The following is a 17741-nucleotide window of genomic DNA, read 5'->3' as shown; positions in this document are numbered from 1 at the left end:
CGGCCTTTTTTTGTGCGCCTCGTTCGGACAGGCCAATCGCTCAAGACACCGAGGAGGATGGCAAGCTGCCAACCCGTGGAGTGCGGTCGAGGGGGCGGGATGTTACCTTGTGCCACTGGATGCCGGCGGCGCAAGGTGAGACGCCGCCGGGCAGTGACGGGCAGGGGAGAGACGAATGGATAGATTGGGGGTGATGGAGGTCTTCGTGCTGGCGGTGGAGACAGGCTCCTTCTCGGCGGTGGGGCGACGGCTGGGGCTGGGTCAACCCACTGTCTCCAAGCTGATTGCCCAGCTGGAGGAGCGTCTTGGCAGCCGCCTGCTGCTGCGCTCGACCCGTGGTCTGGCCCCTACCGAGGCGGGGGAGGCCTATTATAGGCGCGCCAAGGAGATATTGGCGCAGGTCAACGAGGCCGACGCCATGGTGCAGCAGTGCCGGGCTGGCCTGAGTGGTCGCCTGCGGGTGAGCGCGCCCGTCACCTTCGCCCGCCTGCACATCATCCCGCACCTGTCGGATTTTCTCAGGGATCACCCCGGGCTTGAGCTCGAGATCCTGCTGGATGATGGCAACGTCGATCTCATCTCGGCCGGCATCGATGTCGCCTTGCGGCTCGGGGAGCAGGCGGATTCGGCGCTGGTGGCCCGTCGCCTCTCCCGCTGCGAGATGCGGGTGCTGGGCACCCCGGCCTACTTTGCTGCCAGGGGCATGCCAGCCTCCCCCCAGGGGTTGCAGGATCACGATCTGGTGCTCTACAGCCCCAAGCCCGGCATGGGGCAGCAGTGGCTGTTTTGCCGGGGCGACGAACGGATTGCGGTGCGAGGTCGGGGACGGTTGACGCTCTCGGCCGCCGAGGGGATGCGAGCCGCCGTGCTGGCGGGGCTCGGGCTCGGCATCGCCTCCGAGTGGATGTTCGCTCCCGAGCTTGCCCGGGGGGAGGTGGTGGTGGCGCTGCCGGGGTGGCAATTGCCGACGCTGGAGCTCTGGACCCTGCTGCCGGCAGGTCGCGAACTCAGCGCCAAGGCGCGCGCCTTCCTGACCTTCGTGGCCGGGCTGCCCAGCTTGGGGCAGGGGCCGGAGCATGCTGGGGTGGAATAGGTATTATGGCGGGGCGCCTGCTACTGCTGCCCCGTGTCCATGGGTAGGCTGTGCTCATCCAGCCCGTGTCTGCACGGGGTTCATTCATCTATGAGGATGGCATCATGAGTTCATCAGTCTCCACCGAGCGGGCCGCCATGGCGAGCAGCACACCCGGCCCCGCCCTTGTCTTTGCCATGGCCCTCTCCTGCGGTCTGGCGGTCGCCAACATCTATTACAACCAGCCCATGCTGGCGGTGATGGCGCAGGATTTTCCCGGCCAATCCGCCATCCCCCTGATCGCCATGCTGACCCAGCTCGGTTATGCGGCCGGCCTGTTGCTCTTGGTACCGCTCGGGGATGTCATCGAGCGTCGCTGGCTCATTCTGGGGCAGTTCGTATTGATTGCATTGGCCTCCACCATGGCGGCCATGGCCACGGGGGCGACCATGTTGATGCTGGCCTCAGTTCTGCTCGGGATAGGCGCCACGGCGGCCCAGCAGATAGTGCCGGTGGCGGCCACCCTGGCCGATCCGGTCAGGCGGGGGGCCGTGGTCGGCAGCGTGATGAGCGGCCTGCTCGGCGGCATCCTGCTCAGCCGTACTCTGGCGGGCCTTGTCACCGCCTATGGAAGCTGGCGGGCCATGTTCTGGCTCGGGGTGCCGCTGGCCCTGCTGGGGGGGCTGCTGATGGCCCGGATGATCCCGCTGGGGTTGCCTCGCTCCAGCCTGAGTTATGCCCGCCTGCTGCACTCCCTCATCGGCTTGTGGCGCCAAGAGCCCGCCTTGCGCCGCGCCACCTTGACCCAGGCCTTGCTGTTTGCCTCCTTCAGTGCCTTCTGGACTGTGCTGGCCTTCTACCTCGCCGATCCCGCCTACGGACTCGGGGCCGAGGTCGCCGGGCTGTTCGGGGTGATCGGCGTGGCGGGCGTGGTGGCTGCCCCGCTGGCAGGAAGGATGGCCGACAGGCTGGGAGCAAGGCCAGTGGTGCTGGTGGGCACCCTGCTGGCGGTGCTGGCCTGGATCCTGTTCGAGACATGGCTCTCCCTGGTCGGGCTGGCGCTCGGGGTCATCTTGCTGGATCTGGGTGTGCAGAGTGCGCTCGTCGCCCATCAGCAGCTCATCTATGGCCTGAGGGCCGAGGCGAGGGGGCGGGTCAATACCCTCTTCATGACGGGCATGTTCCTGGGAGGGACGCTCGGCTCGAGCCTGGCCATGCTGGCCTGGCAGCAGGGGAGCTGGGTCGGTGTGGGTTGGGTGGGCCTCGCGCTGGCGCTGATGGCCTGCTTGGCCGCCCTGGCCGGGAAGCGGAGTCTGCAACCGACCTCCTGAGACGAGTGCCAGAGACAATAAAGGCGACCCTGGGGTCGCCTTTCGTCTGCCTGCGAGGTGCCGTGTCAGAGCACCATGGCGGCTATCCAGCCAAAGAGGATGAGCGGGATATTGTAGTGAATAAAAGTGGGCACCACGCTGTCCCAGATATGGTCGTGCTGACCATCGGCGTTGAGGCCAGAGGTGGGGCCGAGCGTCGAGTCGGAGGCGGGGGAGCCTGCATCCCCCAGCGCACCTGCGGTACCGACCAGGGCTATGGTCGCCATGGGGGAGAAGCCGAGGTGGATGCACAGGGGCACATAGATGGTGGCGATGATGGGCACTGTGGAGAAGGAGGAACCTATCCCCATGGTGATGAGCAGACCCACCAGCAGCATCAGGAAGGCGGCCAGCCCCTTGTGACCCGCCATCATGCCGGAGACGGACTGCACCAGGCTTTCCACCCCGTGGGTCTCCTTCATCACGGCGGCGAAGCCGGCGGCGGAGATCATGATGAAGCCGATGAGGGACATCATGCGCACGCCCTGGGTGAAGGCATCCTGGCTCTCGCGAAACTTGATGACGCCACCACAGGTGAAGATGATGAAACCGGCGAGGGCCCCCAGCACTATGCTGTTGGTCATCAGCTGCAGCCCCAGGGCGACGGCGATGGCCAGCAGGGCGACCCAGATGTGGTTGAGGTTCAGCTCGACGGTTTCCGGCTCGGCGGCCAGGATCTTCTCCAGGTCATACTGGCGCGGCTTGCGGTAGGTGATGAACACGGCGACCAGCAGCCCAATGAACATGCCGAGCACCGGAATGGCCATCGCCAGCGGCAGCTGGCTGAACTCGACTGCCACCCCGTTGTCGATCAGGTTCTTGGCCAGGATGTTGTTGAGGAAGATGCCACCAAAACCTACCGGCAACAGCATGTAGGTCGCGGTCAGGCCGAAGGTGATGACGCAGGCCACCTGGCGGCGATCGATCTGCATCTGGGCCATGACGTGCAACAGCGGCGGGATCAGGATGGGAATGAAGGCGATGTGGACCGGGATCAGGTTCTGGGAGGAGATGGAGACCCCCAGTACTGAGGTGAGCAGCAGGCTCTTGACCCAGAGGATGCGGGACGAACTGGCATCCTTGCCGAGTTGGCTGATCACCTTGCGGGCCAGCAAGTCGGTGATCCCGGAGCGGGAGATGGCCACCGCGAAGGCCCCCAGCATGGCGTAGGAGAGGGCGATTTCGGCGCCGCCACCCAGTCCGCCGGTGAAGGTGCTGAGGGTCTGTTCGAGGGAGAGGCCGCCGAGCAGGCCGCCGACGATGGCGCCGATGGCGAGAGAGACCACCACATTGATCCGCAGCAGGCTGAGCACCAGCATCAGCGCCACCGCGATAACAACAGGATTCATTTGATTTCCTTATAGATTGTGTTGCTGTCTGTCGGGGGAAAGTCAGCTAGTTTGCGAAAAACGTGACAAATGTCGAGAAAAAAAACGGCAAAATGGCCTCTTCACGGCATTCCTGCCGAGCTTATCCAGCTATGTCGGAATGGAATGCTGAAAACGGTGCTGGATGACCCTGTTTATGCCGTTCTGGTCAAACCAGATGCCCGGCGGCGGTTCCCCACACGACCTCATGGAAAGAGGCTGCCAAGGCAGCCTCTTTCTCATGCCCCAGTGGCACTACTGGGGGTTGTCATCGGCGGGCACGTCCTCCGGAGTGGCCAGGGGCCAACCCCCCAGGCTCTTCCAGCGGTTGACGATATGACAGAACAGCTCAGTGGTGCGCTCGGTGTCATAGAGGGCGGAGTGGGCCTCCTTGTTGTCAAAGGGGATTTTCGCGCTCTGACAGGCCTTGGCCAGCACCGTCTGCCCCAGGGCCAGGCCGGAGAGGGCCGCGGTGTCAAAGGTGGCGAAGGGGTGGAACGGATTGCGCTTGAGACCGGCCCGCTCGGCGGCGGCCATCACGAAGCCGTGATCGAAGGTGGCGTTGTGGGCCACTATGATGGCCCGGCTGCAGTCGCTCTCCTTCATGCCCTTGCGCACCCCCTTGAAGATCTCGGTGAGCGCTTCCTTCTCGTCCACGGCGCCGCGCAGTGGATTGAAGGGGTCTATGCCGGTGAACTCCAGAGCGGCTTTCTCCAGATTGGCCCCTTCGAATGGCGCCACATGAAAATGGAAGATCTGATCGGGCATGAGCCAGCCCTGCTCATCCATCTTGAGGGTATAGGCGGCGATCTCCAGCAGGGCATCGGTCTTGGCATTGAATCCGGCGGTTTCAACATCGATGACGACGGGGTAAAAGCCACGAAAACGGCCCTTGAGGGTGTGAACGGCGTCGGTCATGGTATCTCGGTCGGCGTGAAAGGAGGCGGCATTATGGCAAAAAAGCCGGCCCTTGTCCCTCCTGCGCCGCCATGAGTACGCCAACCGCTTCTATTGTCAGCAGTTGCACCGGCCATGGGGCTTGGCGCAGACATTGATGACAATGACTTTCTGGAGGGGCGGGATCGCTGGCGCTCGGCGCCTGCCGCCCCTTGCGTGTTTTGCCCTAAAGCTTGGCTTGCCACTGCCGATAGTTAATCCGAGATAGTATGGAGGGCAAGCCGTTGAATGCTTGGGTGTTAGGGTTGATCAGCATATCCGTGAGTATGCAGTTGCAGGCGGGAGTGACCGAGTTCGGTGCCGGCCTGGATCAATCCGTCTGGCGGTTGACCTCGGATACTCAGGTGGAGTGCCGTCTCGAACACCCCATTCCCCGCTGGGGCACGGGCGCCTTCGTCAGCCGGGCCGGTCGCAAGATCAACCTGGATTTCGAGCTGAAGGGACAGCGGCCGCAGGCCAGGACCCAGACGGTGAGCCTCGGGATCATGCCTCCCAGCTGGCGCCCCGGTGTCTCCGGACGCCAGATAAGCCAGCTGCAGTTCTATCAGCAGTTCGACGGCCTGGTGGCGGGGCAAACCGCCTGGACCATGCTGGACGAGCTGGAGGGGGGGCGCATGCCCACCTTCCAGTACAGAGACTGGTATCGCCAGGACAGGCCGGTGCGGGTGTCGCTCTCCTCGGTCAACTTCAGGGTCAAGTACCAGGCCTTCATGGATTGCCTGAGTGGCCTGCTGCCCTACAGCTTCAACGACATCGCCTTCAGCGTGCTCTCCTATGACAAGAACAGCGATCAGCTGTCGCCTGCCTCCAGGCGGCGGCTAGCGCTGATCGGCGACTATGTGAAGGCGGACAAGAGCATAGATGTGGTGGTGATCGACGCCTACAGCGACAGCTACGGCGGGCGCTGGCCCAATCAGAAGCTCTCCGAGAAGCGGGCAGATGCCATCAAGCAGGTGTTTGTGGATCTCGGCATCGAGGAGGGCAAGATCTCGGTGGAGGGGCACGGCGAGAAACAGCACGTGGCCTCCAACGAGACGGACACGGGCCGAGCCAAGAACCGGCGGGTAGTGATCAACATGGGGCGTAACGGCACCATCTAAAGTGAAGAACCCTGCGCTCTAGCCTGCTCATCTGAAACGGGGCAGGGGCCAGGTCCAGGCTGAAGCGGCTCATTTTCCCGATCACAGAGATAAAAAAATGCCAGTCGGCTGGGCCGACTGGCATTTTTTTCAAGGCTTCGCGACTTACTTGGCCAGCTTATTTAGCCAAAGAATCCGGCAGGTTTTCGCGGATCTTGCCGAGCATCTCTTTCAGGACGCGCGGGTTGGCAACCACTATGTTGCCGGAGTTTTCGTAGTTGTGACCACCCACGAAGTCGGTGACTATGGCACCGGCTTCCTTGGCCAGCAGCTCACCGGCGGCCGTTTCCCAGGGCTTGAGGCCGATTTCCCAGAAACCGTCGATGCGGCCAGCGGCCACATAGGCCAGGTCCAGCGCGGGGCAGCCGGCGCGGCGGATATCGGCACATTCGATGAACATGCTCTGGAACATCTTCAGGTACGGCTCGATGTGGTGCTTCTGCTTGAACGGGAAACCGGTGGCCAGTACGGTGCCAGCCATCTCTTTGGCCTTGCCGACACGGATGCGGTAGCCGTTCAGCTGGGCGCCGTTGCCACGGGTGCTGGTAAACAGCTCGTCACGAATGGGATCGTAAACGACGGCTTGTTCGGTCTTGCCCTTGACGCGCAAGGCGATGGAGACGGCAAAGTGCGGAATGCCCTTGACCAGGTTGGTCGTGCCATCCAGTGGGTCGATGATCCATTGGTAATCCGGATTGGTACCGGTAATCTCACCAGATTCTTCAGCCACTATGCTGTGTTCCGGGTAAGACTTCTTGATGGTGTGAATGATGGCCGCTTCGGCTTCACGGTCAACGTTGGTCACGAAGTCGTGGCTGCCTTTTTGGATAGCCTCGATGTTCTCGGGCTGGGAGAAGGCTTTTACTACAACTTGACCGGCGTTGCGCGCAGCGCGCACGGCGATATTCAGCATCGGATGCATAGGTTCACCACTGGATGTTAAAGAACGGGGGATAAAAGGACGCGGTATCTTACCAAGATATTCTGGAATAGCAACCATGGGACCCGCATTCGGTCATGGCGGGTGCTGGCAGATCTGACGGCTCCAATAAAGACCTGTTATCGGCTAGTCTTATCGCGACAGCCGGTGAACAGGCTGTGGTGAGCATAGGGACATGAGCCATGAATCTGTCATTAGTCAGTCAAAAACCGTCGGCAGCGACGACATTGGGGGTGCTGGCCGCACTGCGTGCCGCCAGCGGATACGGGGATTACTTCACCGAGGTGAGGGTCGCACAACCGGATAGGTGGCAACCGTCGAAGGAGGAGGCGGCCATCTTGCTGCTGGAAGAAGATGATGCGGCATGGCCTGAGCCGGTCTGGCCCGCTGGCGGCACTGCCCTGGGCTTGCCCGTGCTGCCCCTGCTGGTTCATCGACAATATGAGACGCCTCCCCAGGGGCCGGATGTCAGGGACCCGCGTTTTTACTTCGTATCCAATGGCATAGTGCTGGATGAAACTGAGCTCGCGGATCCCGCCTGCAGCCTGGTCCTGCAGAGCAAGTTAGAGTCCTATTTCCCGCTTCTCTCCCGCCTCATCTTGCTGCGTCAGCGTCAACCCCTGGTGCTGTGCAGCTGATTGCTTCCCCCCTTCTTTGGGCTGTTCAAGCGGCGCAATATTTGTCATAAGTGGGATGGTAGTGTTTTACGCCATAGATCGGCGTAAATGTCCCAACAGACCGATATTGCGCCGCTTGGCTGTTGTCCCCCGTGGGGATGGGAAGCGGCCCGCGGTGTTCCCGTCAACGGAGGTGAGATGAAGGTCTATGAGTTGAAACGTGCCCCCAATGCCCGCCGGGTCAGGATGTTTCTGGCGGAGAAGGGGGTCGAGATGACCTATCAGCAAGTGGATCTGGGGGCAGGGGAGAACCTCGAGCCGGCATTTCTGGCCAAGAACCCGGCGGGGCGCATTCCTGTGCTCGAGCTCGATGATGGCACCTGTCTCAGCGAGACTGTGGCCATCTGCCGCTACTTCGAGGAGCTCAACCCCGAGCCCAACCTGTTTGGCAACACGGCGCTGGAGCGCGCCACCATAGAGATGTGGAGCCGTATCGTCGAATTCAATCTCTGGCTGCCCACCGGCATGGCGTTTCGCCACATCACCGGCTTTTACCAGGATCGCGAGACCGTCTTCCCCGAGTGGGGGCAGGAGTGCAAGCAGCAGGCCCTGGCATGGTTTGCCAGGCTCGATGCCCGTCTCGCCGAGGTGCCCTATGTGGCAGGAGATCGCTTCACCATCGCCGACATCCTGACCCTGTGCACCATCGACTTTGGCAAGGTCGTCGGTCTTCGCATCGCCCCCCACCAGCATCACTTGCAGGCCTGGCATGAGCGGGTGAGTGCCCGTCCCAGCGCCCAGTCCTGATCATTACGTTTGAACGTCCAAGGAGTCCAAGATGATAGATTTGTACACTGCCGCCACGCCCAATGGGTTCAAGGTGTCGATCGCCCTCGAGGAGCTGGGGTTGCCTTACAAGGTGATCCCGCTGGATTTCTCGACCATGGAGCAGAAGAAGCCCGAGTTTCTGGCCATCAACCCCAATGGCCGCATCCCTGCCATCGTCGATCGGGATAACGGTGACTTCGCCGTGTTCGAATCCGGCGCCATCCTGCTCTACCTGGCGGAAAAAACCGGCAAGCTGCTGCCGCAAGATCCCAAGCGCCGCTCCCAGGCCATCCAGTGGCTGATGTTCCAGATGGGCGGCGTCGGCCCCATGATGGGGCAGGCCAACGTCTTCTACCGCTACTTCCCCGAGAAGATCCCGGCGGCCATAGAGCGTTACCAGAAGGAGGGGCGCCGTCTGTTCGAAGTGCTCGACGGTCACCTGGCGCACCATGAGTACCTGGCCGACGAGTACAGCATCGCCGACATCGCCACCTGGCCCTGGGTGCGGATCTATGACTGGAGCGGCATCTCCATCGAGGGCCTGCCGCATCTGCAGGCCTGGATGGCGCGCATGGAGGCCAAACCCGCCTGCCAGAAGGGCATCACCATACCGCCGCGCAACGAAAGCCCCGAGGATCAGGTCAAGCGGGCGCAGCAGATGGTGACCCGCTAGCATGATGACGATGGCCCGATGACGGGCCATCTCTTTTTATGATCGCCGCCCCATTGCCTGCCCTTCGCGCCTGCTGGGCTTCTCACCTGTTCACCCCTTTCCCGCTGTAAATAAGCCATTTATCAAATATGGAAAGTCATTCATTCCGATTAATTGTTATGTTATAACGAAACCTCTCGGTTGGTAATCATTATCGTTTGGATGGAATGGATGACAAAAATACACAGCTGTTCGGGATGGTGCGCACTGGCACTGCTGGTGGGGATGAATGCCGCTCACGGCAAGCCGCTGGCCATGGTGGGGCCCTGGGAGATCCACAGTGTCGACCCTGCCAGCAACGGGGTCTTCTTTACCCGCATGCAGGTGGCGGAGACTCTGGTCGAGGTCGACAGCCAGGGCAATCTGCAACCCGGACTCGCCAGCCAGTGGTCAAGCTCCGGGGATGGTTTGCAATGGCGATTCACCCTGCGCCCCGGGGCCCGGTTTCACGATGGCAGCGAGGTGAGCGCCGAGCAGGCCGCCTTTGCCCTGCAGCAGGCCAGGCGCAAGCCCGGCGTCATGACCAGCGCCCCCATAGCGTCCATTGAGGCCCGCGAGGGGGCTCTGCTGGTCACCCTCACCGGCCCCTTCGCCCCCCTGGCCGCCGTGCTGGCTCACCCCAGCACCCAGATCCTGGCCAAGGATGCCTATGATGCCAAGGGGGAGGTGACCCAGGTCATCGGCTCAGGCCCCTATCGCATCACCCGGTTGCAGCAACCTCAACGGATCGAAACCGAGCGCTTCGATGGCTGGCAGGGTCCCCAGCCTGCCATCTCGCAGGTGAGCTACCTGACGGTGAGCCGCGCCGAGAGCCGCACCCTGATGGCCGAGAGCGGTCAGGCAGACATCGCCTGGGGGCTGGATCCGGTCAGCATCCGCCGGTTGCAGCAGGCGCCCCGGGTCGCCATTGCCTCCGTCACTCTACCGCGCACCATACAGCTCAAGCTCAATGGGGCCGATCCCCTTCTGAAGGATCCAGCGGTGCGCCGCGCCCTCAGTCTCGCCATCGATCGCCGTGGCATGGCGGCGGCCCTGCTGCGGGATCCCGAGATGGCGGCGACCCAGCTCTTCCCCCCCACCCTGGGGGAGTGGCATCAACCCGGGCTGACCCCGCTCGCCTATGACGTCAAGGCAGCTCAGGCGGCCTTGGCGGCGGCAGGCTGGCTGTTGGGGGCGGATGGTGTGCTGCACAAGGGGGAGGAGCGTTTCGCCCCGACTCTGCGCACCTTCCCGGATCGCCCGGAATTGCCCCTGCTGGCCACGGCACTGCAGGCGCAGTGGAAGGCGGTGGGGGTGGATCTCAGGGTGGCGGTGGGCAACTCGAGCGAGATCCCGGCCGGTCATCAGGATGGCTCGCTCCAGCTCGGTCTCTATGCCCGCAACTATGCCCTGGTGCCGGATCCCCTGGTCACCCTGCTGGGGGACCTGGCCCCCGCCGGTGCCGACTGGGGGGTGATGAACTGGCAATCCCCGGCCATGGAGCAAACACTGGCCCGCCTTGGCAAGGAGACACTGCCCGCCGGGGAGGCCGCGGCACTGCGCCGTGACATCGCCACCACCCTGCAGCAGGAGTTGCCGCTTCTGCCCATCGCCTGGTATCGCCAGAGCGCGGCGGTCAGCCGTGAGCTGAAGGGCTTTGAGCTGGATCCCCAGGAGCGCAGCTACCGTCTGGACACACTGACATGGAGCGCCCAATGACAGCGACGCCCTTCTCTGCCGTCATGGGGATCCTGGGTCAGCGGCTGGTGCAGGCGCTGATGGTGGCCCTGCTGGTGGCCGGGCTCTGCTTTCTGATGGTGCAGTCCCTGCCCGGGGACCTCGCCTTTCGCATCGCCGCGGGCCGCTATGGCTATGACTATGTCACCGCCGAGGCCGCCAATGCGGTGCGAAGCGAGCTGGGGCTGGCCGGCTCTGCGCTCTCTCGCTTCGCTGACTGGCTGGGGGCCCTGCTGCAGGGGGATCTCGGCAGCTCCCTGGTGACGGGGGCACCTGTGGCCAGCGAGGTGGGCCACCACCTGGGGGCCACCCTGTCCCTGGCGGTGGCCGCCGTGGCCCTGGCCCTGGTGGTGGCGTTGCCGCTCGGCAGCCTGAGCGCCCTGCGTCCGGGGGCATGGTGCGATCGCCTGACCCTGGGCTGGAGCGTGCTGATGCGTGCGCTGCCTCCCTTCCTGCTCGGCCTGGTGCTCATGATGCTGCTCTCGGTGGAGTTGGGCTGGGTCAGCGCCGCCGGTCACGGGGAGGGGAGCAACCTGCTGCTGCCCGCCCTCACCCTGGGGCTGGGGCTCTCGGGGGTACTCTCCCGGGTGGTGCGCGAGAGCGTGCTCACAGTGGTGCAGTCCGCTTATTACCGCTTCGCCCTGACCAAGGGGCTCTCGCCCGCCCGGGTCTTCAGGCGTCACGGCCTGCGCAACACCGGGGTCAGCATCATCGCCTACACAGGGGTTCAGCTGGTGCTGCTGATCGAAGGGGTAGTGGTGGTGGAGAGCCTGTTCGCCTGGCCCGGCATCGGCCATGCCCTGGTGCACGCCATCTTCTGGCGCGACATCCCCATGGTGCAGGGAACCGTGCTGGTGCTGGCGGCGCTCTTCGTGCTGCTCAATACCCTGACGGATCTGCTCTGTCTCGCCATCGATCCCCGCGGTCCCAAGGAGTCCTGATCATGTCTTTCTCTGTCAAGGCGGGAGCAAGCCTGCTCCTGCTGGTGGTGCTGTTTGCCCTGCTGGGCCCAATGCTCTGGCCTGACCCCGCCGCCCAGGATCTGGCGCAGTTCCTGGCCGACCCCTCCTGGCAGGAGCCGCTCGGGCGGGATCAGATGGGCCGCAGCCTGATGGCGCGGCTCGCGGCGGCGACTCGGCTCTCCTTGCTGCTGGGGATGCTGTGCGTCATCACCGCAGCCCTGCTGGGATCCTTGCTGGGCTGGCTCTCCGCCTGGCGCGGTGGCTGGGTTGACGGCCTGCTGCGTAGCCTGGCCGACGGCGTGCTGGCTCTGCCGAGCCTGCTGCTGGTGCTGCTCTTCTCCGCCATGGCCCAGGGGGGCTTCGCCATCCTCTATCTCGGGCTGGCCATGGCCCAGTGGGTGGAGTACTACCGGGTGGTGCGGGCCCGCAGCCGGATGCTGCTTGCCTCGCCCCAGGTGGAGGCGTCCCGGCTGCTGGGCTTTGGCAACGCCCACATAGTGCGGCGCCACCTCTGGCCCGAGCTGGCCCCCCAGTTGCTGACCATGATGGCCTTTGGCCTCGCCGGGGCCATCCTGACCCTCTCGACCCTGGGCTTCGTCGGGGTGGGCATCCAGCCGCCCACCCCGGAGCTTGGCCTGATGATGACGGAGGCGCTGCCCCACTATCAGGAGGCGCCCCGCCTGCTGCTGGCTCCCATCTTGGTGATGGGAATGATGCTGCTGGCCCTGGTGCTGCTCAATCAGAAGGGCACTCTTCACACCCCATCCCCACAAGGAGTCACCCCATGACGACCATTCATATCAAGGGCCTGCAGGTGGATGACGGCCGGCAGACCCTGTTGCAGGCGCTGGATCTCACCCTGCTCCGCGGCAGTGCTTTGACCCTGATAGGGGAGAGCGGCTCGGGCAAATCCCTGCTGGCCCATGCCCTGATGGGGACCCTGCCCGCCCCCCTGCGCGGTCGGGGTGAGATGGCGATGGGCGGCCGGCGCCACAGCCTGGCGGACCCCCAGGCCCTGCGCGTCCTCTGGGGGCGGGAGCTGGCCATGCTGCCCCAGGAGCCTGTGCTGGCGCTGGACCCCACCATGGGGCTGCTGCCCCAGGTGGAGGAGGGCTGGCTGGCGGGAGGCAAGGAGGCGCGCTCGCGGGCGCGGGACGCCCTGGCGCGGCTCGGGCTCGCCGGGCGGGAGCGCCACTTCCCGCACCAGCTCTCCGGGGGTATGGCCCAGCGCGCCGCCTTTGCCGCCGCCACCCTGGGGCAGGCCCGTTTGCTCATCGCCGACGAGCCCACCAAGGGGCTCGACAGCCGGGCCAGCGCCAGGCTGCAAAAATTGCTGCAGGGCTATCTGACCGAGGGGCGCCACCTGCTGACCATCACCCATGATCTATCCCTGGCCCGGGCGCTGGGAGGCTGGGTGCTGGTGGTCAAGGGGGGTGAGATAGTGGAGCAGGGGCCCGTCGAGCAGGTGCTGCGCACGCCTTCCCATGCCTACAGCCGCGCCCTGCTGGCGGCAGAGCCGTCCGCCTGGCCCGAGGCGGTGCATCCCCCGACCGGCGACTGGTTGCTCAGGGGGGAGGGGCTTGCCATGGGCTACGGGGAGCAGACCCTGTTCGAGGGGCTGGATCTGCCACTGGCCCGAGGGGAGCGGCTCGCCATCATGGCGCCGAGCGGCGCGGGCAAGAGCACCCTCGGCAATGTGCTGCTGGGGTTGCAGCGCCCTCTGCGAGGGCGAGTGCTGCGCCAGGCGGGCATAGCCCCCCACCGCTGGCAGAAGCTCTATCAGGATCCGGTGCAGGCCTTCGCCAGCCGGGTGCGCCTCGCCACCCAGTTTGACGATCTGCTGCGCCTGCACAGGCTGCCCCGCCAGCCCCTCACCGACTATCTGGCGCGGCTAGGCCTTGATGATCGCCTGCTGACCCGGCTGCCGAGCCAGGTGTCGGGGGGAGAGCTGCAACGGCTGTCGCTGATCCGGGCCCTGTTGCTGCGCCCCGTGCTGCTCTTTGCCGATGAGCCCAGCTCCCGGCTCGATCCCTTGAGCCAGCAGCAGACCATCGCCTGCCTGCTAGGGGCGCTGGGGGAGATAGGCTGCGCCCTGCTGCTGGTGACCCATGACGAGGCGCTGGCGGGCAAGGTCGCCAGCCGCAGCCTGCGACTGGGGGCGGCAGGCACACCCGAGCAGGGGCTGGCGCCCACCGGGTTGAGGCGGGTGAGCTAAAGGGAGCTAGGCGCCGAAGCATAGGCGTCCCGCTCCCTTTCGATGTCAGTTCGACGGGGCCGCTGGCCCCGTCACATTAGAAAAACTTGGGAAAGCAGATTATAAAGATTCGTTCGTTTTTTGTGACATGAATCACTAAGATCACCGCAAGCCAAAGAGCGTCCTGCTCCTGGCGGGTGCGGGTCCTCCGCCTTGCGTTTCACCTTTGATCGACCCTGTTTATTGGATCCCCTCTGCGGTTTTCTGCCAGAGGCGGGCAGCTTTTCGATGATTTTTCGGGACTGAGATATGTATCGGCACAGTTTTTATCCGCTGTTTTTCCTGACCATTCTGATGGTCGCCGTGGGCCAGATGACCCAGACCCTCTATGTGCCCTCCATTCCCATGATGGCGGGGGACTTTCATGTGGCCTCCGGCCAGTTGCAGGCGGTGATGGCCTGCTACCTGATCCCGTACGGCCTCTCCCAGTTCGTCTACGGTCCGCTGTCTGATCGCATCGGCCGCCGCCCCGTGCTGCTTATCGGCATGATGGTGTTTCTGGTGGGCACCCTGACCATTCAGCTGATCCCGCACTTTGCCGCCCTGCTGGCCGGCAGCTTCATCCAGGGGTTGGGCACGGGGGCCGGTGGCGCCATGAGCCGGACCGTGATGCGGGATCGCTACAGCGGCGCCGAGCTCAACCGCGCCAACAGCCTGGTGAGCATGGGGGTGATCTTCTCCCCTCTGCTGGCCCCCGTGCTGGGGGGCTGGCTGACCGAGCTGTTCAACTGGCGCGCCGGTTACTGGTTCCTGTTCGGCTTCGGTGCCCTGACCACCCTGGCCCTGCTGGCCTGGTTTGGCGAGACCCTGCCGGCGACTGCGCGTCAGCAGCCACTGCGGGTCGGCGCCGCCTACCGCCACGTGCTCGGTAACCCGCGCTTCCAGGGCAACCTGCTCTGCCTGATGGCGACCTTCGCGGGGCTCGCGGTATTCGAGGCGGCGGCCGGGGTGCTGCTCGGCGACGTACTCAAACTGAGCGCCCGCACAGTGAGCGTGCTGTTCGTGCTGCCGCTGCCCGGCTACCTGTTCGGCGCCTGGCTCTCCGCTCGCCTGAGCTTCCGGCTGAGTCAGGGCAAGCTGATGCGCCTTGGCATCGCCTTCCTGGGGCTGGGGGCCCTCATCATACTGGTGCCCGGCCTGTTCGGGCTGGTGAGTGCGGCCTCTCTGGTGGGCGGCGCGGCTGTCTACTTCATCGGCAGCGGCATCCTCTACCCGACCGCCACCTCCTGCGCCATCGAGCCCTTCCCGGGTCAGGCGGGCACCGCCGGGGCCATTCTGGGAGGCATGCAGAACCTGGGGGCCGGTGTGGTCACCCTGCTGGCCGCCAGCTTCCCCATGGAGGGGCAGCTAACCCTGGGGGCCATCATGGTGGTGATGGTGCTGATCGTGGCTTTGAGCTTCCTCTGGCTGCGCCACCATGGCTCCCCCCACGAGCAGATGGCCGTCTGAGTGCATCCAGGTCAGGTGAAGAGCCCGCCCTCGTCGGCGGGCTTTTTATTGTCCGGCACCTGAAGGGGGAAGGCCGCCCGCCGGTTTTGCGGCGGGCCCCACCTTCCGCCATGGCGGGTCAGGAGAGCGGCAGCCAGCGTCCGTCGGCGGCGTGGCTGGCCAGGCTGGTCTCGATGAAGCGCATCCCCGCCACTCCGTCTTCCACAGTGGTGAGGGCCAGGCTCTCGGGGGGCGGCGCCTCCCCGGCCGCCAGGGCGTGGATCTGCAAGGCCGCGTCCGTATAGAGCTGGGCAAAGGCCTCCAGATAACCCTCGGGATGACCGGCGGGTACCCGGCTGGCATGGGCCGCCGCCGGGCTTGCCACCCGGCCCCGGGTCAGCCGCTGGCTGGTGCCGCCAATGGGGGTAAGCCAGAGCTCATTGGGTGCCTCCTGGCGGAAGATCAGGCTGGCTTTATCGCCATAGAGGCGGATCTGCAACCGGTTCTCCTCGCCGCTGGCGACCTGGCTGGCGTTGAGCGATCCGCGCATCCCCTGGGAGTAGCGCAACCAGACCTGCAGATGATCGTCCACCTGGCGCCCCGGCACGAAGCTGTGCAGTTCGGCAGCGATCTCATTTGGCAACTGCCCGGTGATGAAGGCCGCCAGCTGGTAGGCGTGGGTGCCGATGTCGCCGAGGCAACCGGCTCGCCCGGCGCGGGCCGGATCGGCCCGCCAGTCAGCCTGTTTGTTCTGACCCGGGGGGATGGGGTTGGCGAGCCAATCTTGCAGGTATTCCACCTGAACGTAGCGCAGCTCGCCGAGCTCACCGGCGGCGACCAGCTCGCGGGCGTGGCGCACCATGGGGTAGCCCGAATAGGTGTGGGTCAGGGCAAACAGCCGCCGCTGCTGGCGGGCGAGGCGGGCGAGTTCCTCCCCCTCGGCCAGGGTCAGCGCCAGCGGCTTGTCGCAGATAACGTGAATGCCGGCTTCGAGAAAGGCTGTCGCCACCGGGGCGTGCAGGTGGTTGGGGGTGGTGATGGCCACCACCTCTATGCCGTCGGGTCTGGCCGCCTCGGCTTGGGCCATCCGGGCGTAATCCTCGTAGGCGCGGGCCGGATCCAGCCCGAGGACGAGGGCGCTCGCCCGGGCATTGGCGGGATCGGCGGAGAGGGCGGCGGCGAGCAGCTCATAGTGATCGTCCATGCGGGCCGCCAGTCGATGCACGGCGCCGATGAAGGCTCCCTGGCCGCCGCCGACCATGCCCAGACGCAGTCGTCTTTTCATTTATTCTCTCCCATCTTGCCGCCCGAACTGCCGCTCAGGTCATCGCCGAGGCCAAGCAGGCTTCTGATCGCCTCCCGCGCCAGGCCGCTGCCGGCGAAGTCATCGAAGGGGCGCTCGGCGACCCGGATAATATGATTGCGGATGAAGTCGGCCCCCTCGGCGGCGCCATCCTCCGGGTGCTTGAGGGCGCACTCCCACTCCAGCACGGCCCAGCCGGGGTAGTCGTACTGGGCGAGCTTGCTGAAGATGGCGCCAAAGTCTATCTGGCCATCCCCCAGGGAGCGAAAGCGTCCCGCCCGCCCGAGCCAGGGAGCATAGCCCCCATAGACCCCCTGGCGTCCCGAGGGCCTGAATTCGGCATCCTTCACGTGAAAGGCGCGCACCCGCTCGTGATAGAGGTCGAGGAAGGCGAGGTAATCGAGCTGCTGCAGCAGCATGTGGCTGGGGTCGTAGAGCACGTTGACGCGGGGATGATCGCCGGTTGCCTCGAGGAAGCGCTCCAGCGTGGCGCCATCGAACAAGTCCTCCCCCGGGTGCAGCTCGTAGCAGACGTCCACCCCGGCCTCGTCAAAGGCATTGAGCAGAGGGAGCCAGCGGCGGGCCAGCTCGGCGAAGGCCTCCTCGACGAGGCCGGCGGGCCGCTGGGGCCAGGGGTAGAGATAGGGCCAGGCGAGGGCGCCTGAGAAGGTGACGTGGGCGTTGAGGCCAAGCCTTCGGGAGGCAATGGCCGCCGCCTTGAGCTGATCGGCCGCCCACTGGGTGCGGGCGGCGGGCTTGCCGCGCAGCGCCGGGGGGGCGAAGCCATCGAACAGGCTGTCATAGGCGGGATGGACGGCCAGCAGCTGGCCCTGCAGGTGGGTGGAGAGCTCTGTGATGACCAGCCCCCGCTCGGCCAGCAGGCCGCTTATCTCGTCGCAATAGTCCTGGCTGGCCGCCGCCCGGGTCAGATCGAACAGGCGCGGGTCCGTCGGCAGTTGCAGGCCGCGAAAGCCGAGGCCGGCGGCCCAGTCCGCCAGGCCGGTGAGGGTATCGAATGGCGGCTGCTCCCCCATGAACTGGGCGAGGAAGATGGCCGGTCCCTTGATGGTCTTCAT

Annotated in this window: 16 protein-coding genes; 11 read left to right on the top strand and 5 right to left on the bottom strand. The window is 65.1% G+C overall.

Annotated features, from left to right (window positions below; translation table 11 throughout):
- The first annotated feature begins 175 nt into the window (after positions 1-175).
- Positions 176-1093 carry a LysR family transcriptional regulator gene (locus tag OC537_RS08075; RefSeq protein WP_262110712.1) on the top strand — a complete coding sequence of 306 codons (918 nt, stop codon included), beginning with the start codon at positions 176-178 and terminating at the stop codon, positions 1091-1093.
- 104 nt (positions 1094-1197) lie between these two features.
- On the top strand, positions 1198-2403 hold the full coding sequence (locus OC537_RS08070) for an MFS transporter (protein WP_262110711.1): 1206 nt from the start codon (positions 1198-1200) through the stop codon (positions 2401-2403).
- A 65-nt stretch (positions 2404-2468) separates the two neighbouring features.
- Here OC537_RS08070 and OC537_RS08065 read toward each other — a convergent pair whose 3' ends face one another.
- Both OC537_RS08065 and rnt read right to left on the bottom strand, forming a co-directional pair.
- Positions 2469-3791, bottom strand: coding sequence for a Na+/H+ antiporter family protein (locus OC537_RS08065; protein WP_262110710.1), 1323 nt, complete (start codon positions 3789-3791; stop codon positions 2469-2471).
- Between the two features lie 273 nt (positions 3792-4064).
- Complete coding sequence (gene rnt / locus OC537_RS08060; RefSeq protein ID WP_262110709.1) at positions 4065-4727, bottom strand: ribonuclease T; 663 nt, start codon at positions 4725-4727, stop codon at positions 4065-4067.
- A gap of 263 nt (positions 4728-4990) precedes the next feature.
- Between rnt and OC537_RS08055 the strand changes: the two genes are divergently transcribed.
- Positions 4991-5866 carry a flagellar protein MotY gene (locus tag OC537_RS08055; protein WP_174218704.1) on the top strand — a complete coding sequence of 292 codons (876 nt, stop codon included), beginning with the start codon at positions 4991-4993 and terminating at the stop codon, positions 5864-5866.
- A gap of 157 nt (positions 5867-6023) precedes the next feature.
- On the opposite strand, the gene suhB is transcribed toward OC537_RS08055, so the two are convergent.
- Complete coding sequence (gene suhB / locus OC537_RS08050) at positions 6024-6827, bottom strand: inositol-1-monophosphatase (RefSeq protein WP_106886543.1); 804 nt, start codon at positions 6825-6827, stop codon at positions 6024-6026.
- 200 nt (positions 6828-7027) lie between these two features.
- Between suhB and OC537_RS08045 the strand changes: the two genes are divergently transcribed.
- The 8 genes from OC537_RS08045 (at position 7028) to emrD (ending at position 15383) form a co-directional block, all read left to right on the top strand.
- On the top strand, positions 7028-7483 hold the full coding sequence (locus tag OC537_RS08045) for a hypothetical protein (protein ID WP_111913227.1): 456 nt from the start codon (positions 7028-7030) through the stop codon (positions 7481-7483).
- Positions 7484-7660: 177 nt separating this feature from the next.
- Positions 7661-8269, top strand: a complete 609-nt coding sequence (locus OC537_RS08040) for a glutathione S-transferase family protein (RefSeq protein WP_262110707.1) — start codon at positions 7661-7663, stop codon at positions 8267-8269.
- A 31-nt stretch (positions 8270-8300) separates the two neighbouring features.
- A complete protein-coding gene (locus tag OC537_RS08035; RefSeq protein ID WP_139746263.1) occupies positions 8301-8963 on the top strand; it encodes a glutathione S-transferase family protein in 663 nt (220 codons plus the stop codon).
- A gap of 210 nt (positions 8964-9173) precedes the next feature.
- Positions 9174-10700 carry an ABC transporter substrate-binding protein gene (locus tag OC537_RS08030; protein WP_262110706.1) on the top strand — a complete coding sequence of 509 codons (1527 nt, stop codon included), beginning with the start codon at positions 9174-9176 and terminating at the stop codon, positions 10698-10700.
- On the top strand, positions 10697-11659 hold the full coding sequence (locus OC537_RS08025; protein WP_262110705.1) for an ABC transporter permease: 963 nt from the start codon (positions 10697-10699) through the stop codon (positions 11657-11659). The genes OC537_RS08030 and OC537_RS08025 overlap by 4 nt, the downstream gene beginning before the upstream one ends.
- A 2-nt stretch (positions 11660-11661) precedes the next feature.
- Complete coding sequence (locus OC537_RS08020) at positions 11662-12468, top strand: ABC transporter permease (RefSeq protein WP_262110704.1); 807 nt, start codon at positions 11662-11664, stop codon at positions 12466-12468.
- Positions 12465-13895, top strand: a complete 1431-nt coding sequence (locus tag OC537_RS08015) for an ABC transporter ATP-binding protein (protein ID WP_262110703.1) — start codon at positions 12465-12467, stop codon at positions 13893-13895. Before OC537_RS08020 ends, OC537_RS08015 begins: the two co-directional genes overlap by 4 nt.
- Before the next feature lie 288 nt (positions 13896-14183).
- Complete coding sequence (gene emrD / locus OC537_RS08010) at positions 14184-15383, top strand: multidrug efflux MFS transporter EmrD (RefSeq protein ID WP_106886551.1); 1200 nt, start codon at positions 14184-14186, stop codon at positions 15381-15383.
- Positions 15384-15501: 118 nt separating this feature from the next.
- Here emrD and OC537_RS08005 read toward each other — a convergent pair whose 3' ends face one another.
- Both OC537_RS08005 and OC537_RS08000 read right to left on the bottom strand, forming a co-directional pair.
- Positions 15502-16647, bottom strand: coding sequence for a Gfo/Idh/MocA family protein (locus OC537_RS08005; protein ID WP_262110701.1), 1146 nt, complete (start codon positions 16645-16647; stop codon positions 15502-15504).
- Positions 16644-17741, bottom strand: a complete 1098-nt coding sequence (locus OC537_RS08000; RefSeq protein ID WP_262110700.1) for a sugar phosphate isomerase/epimerase family protein — start codon at positions 17739-17741, stop codon at positions 16644-16646. Before OC537_RS08000 ends, OC537_RS08005 begins: the two co-directional genes overlap by 4 nt.

Origin of the sequence: Aeromonas sp. Marseille-Q5825, assembly GCF_946892685.1 — a bacterium.
GTDB lineage: Bacteria > Pseudomonadota > Gammaproteobacteria > Enterobacterales > Aeromonadaceae > Aeromonas > Aeromonas rivipollensis.
The sequence above is the reverse complement of the archived record's forward strand: the minus strand, read 5'-3'. Positions and strand labels throughout refer to the sequence as shown.